At 37.7% G+C, this 6,574-nt stretch carries 7 protein-coding genes and 1 other RNA gene; 3 read left to right on the top strand and 5 right to left on the bottom strand.

Features of this window, described 5'->3' with window-relative positions; translation table 11 throughout:
* Positions 1–276, top strand: a 276-nt coding sequence (locus WC906_04825; protein ID MFA5777736.1) for a hypothetical protein, incomplete at its 5' end; no start/stop codon positions are given.
* Positions 277–563: 287 nt separating this feature from the next.
* Here WC906_04825 and rplT read toward each other — a convergent pair.
* The 5 genes from rplT to smpB form a co-directional block, all read right to left on the bottom strand.
* A complete protein-coding gene (gene rplT / locus WC906_04820; protein MFA5777735.1) occupies positions 564–908 on the bottom strand; it encodes a 50S ribosomal protein L20 in 345 nt (114 codons plus the stop codon).
* 99 nt (positions 909–1,007) lie between these two features.
* On the bottom strand, positions 1,008–1,202 hold the full coding sequence (locus WC906_04815) for a 50S ribosomal protein L35 (protein ID MFA5777734.1): 195 nt from the start codon (positions 1,200–1,202) through the stop codon (positions 1,008–1,010).
* A gap of 102 nt (positions 1,203–1,304) precedes the next feature.
* Positions 1,305–1,895: a translation initiation factor IF-3 gene (infC, locus tag WC906_04810; protein ID MFA5777733.1), complete on the bottom strand. Its 591-nt coding sequence runs from the start codon at positions 1,893–1,895 to the stop codon at positions 1,305–1,307.
* Positions 1,896–1,911: 16 nt separating this feature from the next.
* Positions 1,912–2,338, bottom strand: a transfer-messenger RNA (tmRNA) gene (ssrA, locus tag WC906_04805).
* A gap of 145 nt (positions 2,339–2,483) precedes the next feature.
* Positions 2,484–2,930, bottom strand: a complete 447-nt coding sequence (gene smpB / locus WC906_04800) for an SsrA-binding protein SmpB (protein MFA5777732.1) — start codon at positions 2,928–2,930, stop codon at positions 2,484–2,486.
* A gap of 706 nt (positions 2,931–3,636) precedes the next feature.
* Between smpB and WC906_04795 the strand changes: the two genes are divergently transcribed.
* A complete protein-coding gene (locus tag WC906_04795; GenBank protein ID MFA5777731.1) occupies positions 3,637–4,713 on the top strand; it encodes a fibronectin type III domain-containing protein in 1,077 nt (358 codons plus the stop codon).
* 26 nt (positions 4,714–4,739) lie between these two features.
* Positions 4,740–6,574 (top strand): hypothetical protein (locus tag WC906_04790; GenBank protein MFA5777730.1); only part of this gene is annotated, 1,835 nt, incomplete at its 3' end.

Below are 6,574 nucleotides of genomic sequence, written 5' to 3'. Positions count from 1 at the left end.
TATGAATTAGATAGCGACGGAATTTACACGGGAAATGCGGTTTTTGAGCCTACCAAGAATAAAGGAGAAGTAGCTAAACAATATGCAGTAGAAAACGGAATAACTTTTAAAGATTCTTATGGGATGGGCGATACTGAATCCGATGCCAGTTTTCTGAAACTGGTTGATCAACCGATAGTTTTTAATCCAAACACGAATCTCAAAGAAATTGCGGAAAAAGAAAATTGGAGAATAGTTGTGGAAAAAAAGGATGTTATCTATGAAATTAATAAATAATTTTTAAATTAAAATTATGCCGGGAATAAGTAAAAATTTAGATGCCTTTGTCGAAAAAACTGTTTGGATCTGGCTTCCATTTGTGGCCTTCTTTTTGCTGATTAAGAAGGTTATGGAAAAGAAGAAAAATTAAGTTAGTCAATTTGCGTTGCACCAAGCGGATTAAGCGTGAATTAGAATAGTGATAGCATATACAGTGATACGGCATTATCTTAGAAATAAAAATAATTTTTACAAGTAAAAACCCCGATGAAATCGGGGTTTTTCTAAAAACTTTAGAATATTTTTTATTTCACGCTTTCAACGAATTTCTTAAAAGCTTCCGGACTTTCAATGGCAAGTTGCGATAAAACTTTTCGGTCGAGTTCTATTTTTTTGTCCTTTAGAAGCTTGATGAAAAGATTGTAGCGCAGGCCGTTTTCTTTGAGGGCGTTATTGAGGCGGACAATCCAAAGGGATCGGTTGGTTCTTTTTTTGGTACGTCTGTCTCGATAGGCGTATTTTCCAGCCTTAATGACAGCTTCTTTAGCGGCTATATAGTTGGTTTTTCTTCTCCATTTGTAGCCTTTGGCTATTTTTATTACTTTCTTTCTTCTTTTGGAAGCGGTCACTCCGCGTTTTACTCTTGGCATATATGTATATCTCTAAACTTACACGAAAACATTCTCGAATTATCGCGAAAAAATTTAGTGATTTTTCGGGATAAGTTTAGTGATTGTTTAGTAATTATATTATAAGTTCGGCAATCCTTTGATTATGTTTTTTTCGTCAGTTCTAAAGAGTCTGATGTCTCTTCGCTTTTTCCTTTTAAAATTTCCGGTTTCTCGCGTATTATAATGATTTTGTCCGGAATGTCTGACTATGACCTTTCCATTCTTGGTAATTTTGACTTTTTTGATTACTGATTTTTTGGTCTTTTGCTTCATGATGATATAAATCACTAAACAAACGCGAAACATTTCTCGAATTGTCACGAAAAATTTTTCGGGATTCTTAGTGATTAAATTAGCGATTGTTTAGTGATTAATTTATTCCGGGGCGACTATGACATTGAATCCCTGGGGAGTTCCCTTTATCGGCTCTTCGAGTTTGTGGGGAGTGGTGATCTGGAAGATGAAATTTTCGAGATTTTTTCTGCCGAGGTCTCGGTGCATTTTTTCTCTTCCCTTGAGGACCAGTTCTATTTTGACTTTATTCCCTTTGCTTAAAAATTTGTCAGTCTGTTCTTTTTTGAAATTTAAATCATGCTCTCCAATTTTGAGTCCTATTCGAATTCCCTTAAGCTCAACTTTCTTTTGTTTGGCCTGAGCCAAACGAGTTTGCTTTGATTGCTGGTACTGGTGCTTTCCGTAGTCCATTATTTTGCAAACAGGAGGAACAGCTTTAGGAAAGACTTCAACTAAATCCAATTCGCGCTCCTTGGAAATTTCCAAAGCTTTCCACGTTTCCATATCGCCCAAGTTGTTTCCTTGATCGTCAATAAGCATTATTCGCGGAACTCTGATAAATTCATTAATCCGGAGTGCATGAGGATCCCTCGCTATTTTTTGTCTTGGTCTAAAAACTCTGCGTATAAATTTGGATAGAACCGATAAGTCCGATGGGACAAATTGGATCAATATTATTTTTTAATTTTTGTGGAGTTGATGGGAATTGCACCCATGTCCAAAATTGAATCTCAAAAATATTCTACACGTTTAGTTTATTTATTCCGCCGTCCGCCAGTTGGCGGAGGCGGATACAAAACTTTGAAATGAAAAATAAACAAAAGTTTTCAAAGCTCGCCCTGAGAATGTTTCGCGAAAATAATTCAGGAAATTATTTTTTGCTATTCTCATGATTGACACCGAAACCTTTTATGAGAAATAAAAAGCTCGATGGTTCTCGCTAATTAATTAAGCAAGAACGGAAGCGAAAGAAGGAGCGAACGCTCGCGCGAAGCTTTCTTTCACTTTTGATATGAAGTTTGCACTTATATCTTTTGCAGAAATTTTTATGACATTACTGCAATAGTCAACGTGCTTATTTTTGAAATAACAATCTGTCGAAGCTAGACAACCCCGTACCGCCTTCGGCGGAATTTTCAATTACCAATTTTCAATTTACAAACAATTTTTAAATTTACAATGTTTTAAACATTTGAAAATTTAGTCATTGTAAATTAATTGAAAATTGTAAATTGATAATTGTAAATTTCAAAAATCAACCTATTGATTTTTGAGCGTTCTTTCCATTTTTCTTTTCGCCTCTCTTTTTTGAATCGTATCTCTTTTATCGAACTGTTTCTTTCCTCTCCCGACAGCGAATTCAAGTTTGATTAACTTCCTCTTAGTATACACACAAAGAGGCACCAGTGTCAAGCCTTCTACGTTCATTTTTCCTATAAGATGTTTAATTTCAGATTTCTTCAAAAGTACCTTTCTAGAACGAGTTGGATCGTAGTTTTTTATCTCCCCGGAAAATTTATAGGGAGGTATGCTGGCATTAGTTAAAAAAAACTCCTGGCTCTTTCTGGTGACAAAACTTCCGTTAAGCGATATGTGCCCGGTCTTTATCGATTTAACTTCCGGCCCAGTCAAAACCAAACCGGCTTCATATTTATCCTGAAGTTCATAGTCAAAAGTCGCTCGTTTGTTTTTTGCCAGAATGTTCATATGCTTCTATTTTAACACATTTATGACTTACGCGCTTGCTAAGGCTAGAGGTTCAACCTTGGGCGATGTCTTAGCTCCTCAAAAGGTTGAACCTCTTGAGATGCATTGACTCTATTACAATTTTTTTCAGCAAGCGCGTAAGTCCTTTTTCTTTCAAAAAGTAAAAAAGCGGGTTATATTTGATATCAAATATTGTTTGGCGTTGTACTCTGGGAGCATTTTTTCATTCAAAATAATTGCTAAAATATGCTTATTAATGTGCAAGAAATAAATTTATAATTCACGGGACTTACGCGCTTGCTTTAAAAATATCAATTTCACCGAAACAACAATAATTTTTTATGAAGCAATATTGGCATATTTTAAACTCCTGTGGGATATTTTTCATCAAATAAACGAGTTCTGAATTAGACAGATTTACTTACGCAGAAATGATAATTTTCCAGCCTTATTTTTCCAAAAAATATTCTCAAAAAATGGAATAAAAAAATGGCAAAAATTAATAGCGGATTTTGAAGTTTTTTGCAAAATTTTTAGTTATCAAATAAGTGCGAAAAAACCCTTATCTTAAAGGAAAAAATAATCTATATTCGATATCGAATATTATCCAAATTTTTGCTTGCGGGTATTTCGCCAATATTGTATAATTTGAGTATTAATAAGGAGGCTAAATTCTTGTATAAAAGGGGGAATCCTAAAAACAAAAATGCCGAAAAAAAAGAAAAAAAAGGAGAATAAAAACGACAGTCTGGTAGAGACTTATTTTATACCGCTTTCAGAGGCGGCAAAGATAACCGGCTATACCCCGGAACATCTTAACTTGCTTTGTCGCAAGGGTTTTTTGCAGGCCAAGAAATTTGGAAGAAATTGGGAGACTACCCGGGAATGGCTAAATGAATTTTTATTTGTCAGCAAGTCTGAAAAAAGAAAAGGGAAGAAAAAAAAGTCAAGAGAGAGTTTGGTTCTCAGAGCCGATGAAAATACCGGTTCTTCTCCTGAGGTTTTCAAGAAGGAAAAAGAAGCAATAAAAGATTCAAAAGTTCAGGAAGAGAAAAAAGAAGATTTTGAGAATGGGGAAAAAGAAGAGAAGAAAGAAAAAATAAAAATTTCTTGGACAAAGGCATTCTTGAAATTTTCACTGATTACAGTCGTTTCATTTCTTATTTTTTTTGGAGTTTCATTTTTCGAATATGCCAGAACAAAAAATTATTTTGCAGAAAAAAATATTCCCTTTGGTTTTTCGGAAGATACTTTTCTTTTTGATGAAGGGAGGGGGATTGTTGAAGGAGAAGAAAATATTAAAAAAGTTGAAGGAGAAGAGACGGCAAACCCCGAAGGTTCAATTGCTTCGAGTGAAAATTACAGCCTCAAAGAAATAGGTTTTGGAGGAAATATTATTGCATCAGCGAGTGGAGAAAATTTGCAATTGGAAATTTCCGATATCAGGAGCGAAGTCTTTGCGACCAAGGATGGAAAAGAATCGCAAGTTGTGATTTCTTGGAAAACCAATAAGCTGGCTATTTCTGAAATTGAATATTCAAAAAACGATAGCGCCAGTTCAAAAAAAATGAACGAAAAATTTTACGGATTTAATCATAGCGTAGTGATTGCAAAACTGGATCTTGCAACAACGTATGTTTATAAAATTAAAGCAAAGGATCGATGGGGGAATGAAATTTATTCCGAAAGGTTTGGAATTTATACGGGATCAAAAATAATTTCGGTTTTCGATCTAATACTCAAGGCAGTCAATGACACATTCAGTTGGGCGGTAAAAAAGTAATTTAAGATTTATATTTCAGATTAAAAATGAAAATAAAAAATAAAATCTTAATAAAAATTCTAATAGTTCCGGTTACAATCGGAATAGCGTTAGGTTTTACTTTCTCTTTCGCTCAAACGCCAAATGGGATTAATGTTACGGCCTATATTGTTAACAGTGAGAACAAAGAAATTGCCAATGGAGAATATGACATAAGGTTCGCGCTTTATTCGACAGACCGAACAGAAATTGATCAATATCCTTCAGTAAGCGATTTAAGGGTTTGGGAAGAAACGCAAAAAGTTAAAATTGCCGACGGATATATTAATGCTTATCTGGGATCAACAACCCCTCTTCCTGATAGCGTTAGTTTTTCCAAGAACAGCTATTATCTCGGAATTAGGATTGGAACTGATAGTGAAATGGTTCCTCGAAAAAAAGTAGGAGCAGTTCCTTTGGCGATTGATTCTATGAGAGTTCAGGGAATGGTTCCTGGAACCAGTTCTGGAAATTTAGCAATTTTGGGAACGGGTGGAAAAATTAACATCAAACAGCTTCCAACCGGGACTAGCGGAAATAAATTACTGCTAGCTAGCGATCTTCCATCCGAGCAGGACGAAGTTACTTTCAGCGGCAGTTATGATTATTTGACTTTGTCCGGACAGGAAATAACTTTGGATCAAATTAATCTCGGAACTGATGTGGCCGGAATGCTGGGTGTTTCGAATGGGGGAACGAATCTGACAACAATTGGCGATGCCGGAAGCGTGGCTTACAGCGATGGAACCTCTTTTGAATTTACCGGGGTGGGAGTTGCAGGACAGGTTTTAACTTCCAATGGAGCGGGAGCGCCTACTTGGGGAAACCAAACCATTACTCTTAGCGGAGACGTTACCGGAAGCGGAACAACCAGTATCACTACTACTATTGCCGACAACTCAGTCGACGGAACCGATATCGCTTTAGGTTCCGATGCTCAAGGAGATGTTATGTACTATAACGGTACCGATTGGGCTAGATTGCCAGCCGGAACCAGCGGATATTATTTACAAACTCAGGGAACTGGAGCTAATCCTAAATGGGCAACCGCAACTGCCGGAACTAGCGATTGGAGTCAAGTAGCCGGATCTCCAAACATTACTTATCTAACAGACACAACCAGCGACTTTATTGTCGGCGCTGCAACTTCCGCCGCTCCGTTCTTCTTCGATACCAGCGAGGCCAGTTTGACCTTGGGAGTGGAAGGAGCCAGCGGAAGCTTAGCTCTTGTTTCCGATCAAGCGACTAACTATACCGCGACGCTTAATCCGAATACCGCGATGACATCAAACGCTTCCTTTTATCTTCCCGCCGACGAACCGGCCGGAACTTATCTTTTAACTATGACGACCGGAGGAGTGATGGGATATGATTCCAATACTTACATTACCGGCAACCAAACCATTACTTTATCCGGAGACGTTACCGGAAGCGGAACAACCAGTATCACTACTACCATCGCCGACAATTCAGTCGACGGAAGCGATATCGCTTTAGGTTCCGACGAGCAAGGAGACATTATGTATTACGACGGCACCAACTGGGTGGCGCTGGTACACGGAACTAGCGGAAATCTTCTTCAGTCCGGAGGACACGGAGGAAATCCTAGCTGGATAGCTTCCGGAGGAGTTGGAAATTCCAAATGGATAGACGCTACCACTTACACTTACCTCACCGCTGTCACTGAAGATTTAGTAATTGGTTCCACTACCGCTACCGCTCCGTTCTTCTTCGATACCAGCGAGGCCAGTTTGACCTTGGGAGTGGAAGGAGCCAGCGGAAGCTTAGCTCTTGTTTCCGATCAAGCGACTAACTATACCGCGACGCTTAATCCGAATACCGC

Source organism: Parcubacteria group bacterium, assembly GCA_041657845.1.
In the GTDB taxonomy this organism is placed as follows: Bacteria; Patescibacteriota; Minisyncoccia; order Moranbacterales; family JAKLHP01; genus JAKLHP01.
This window is presented reverse-complemented; position numbering and strand designations above follow the sequence as displayed.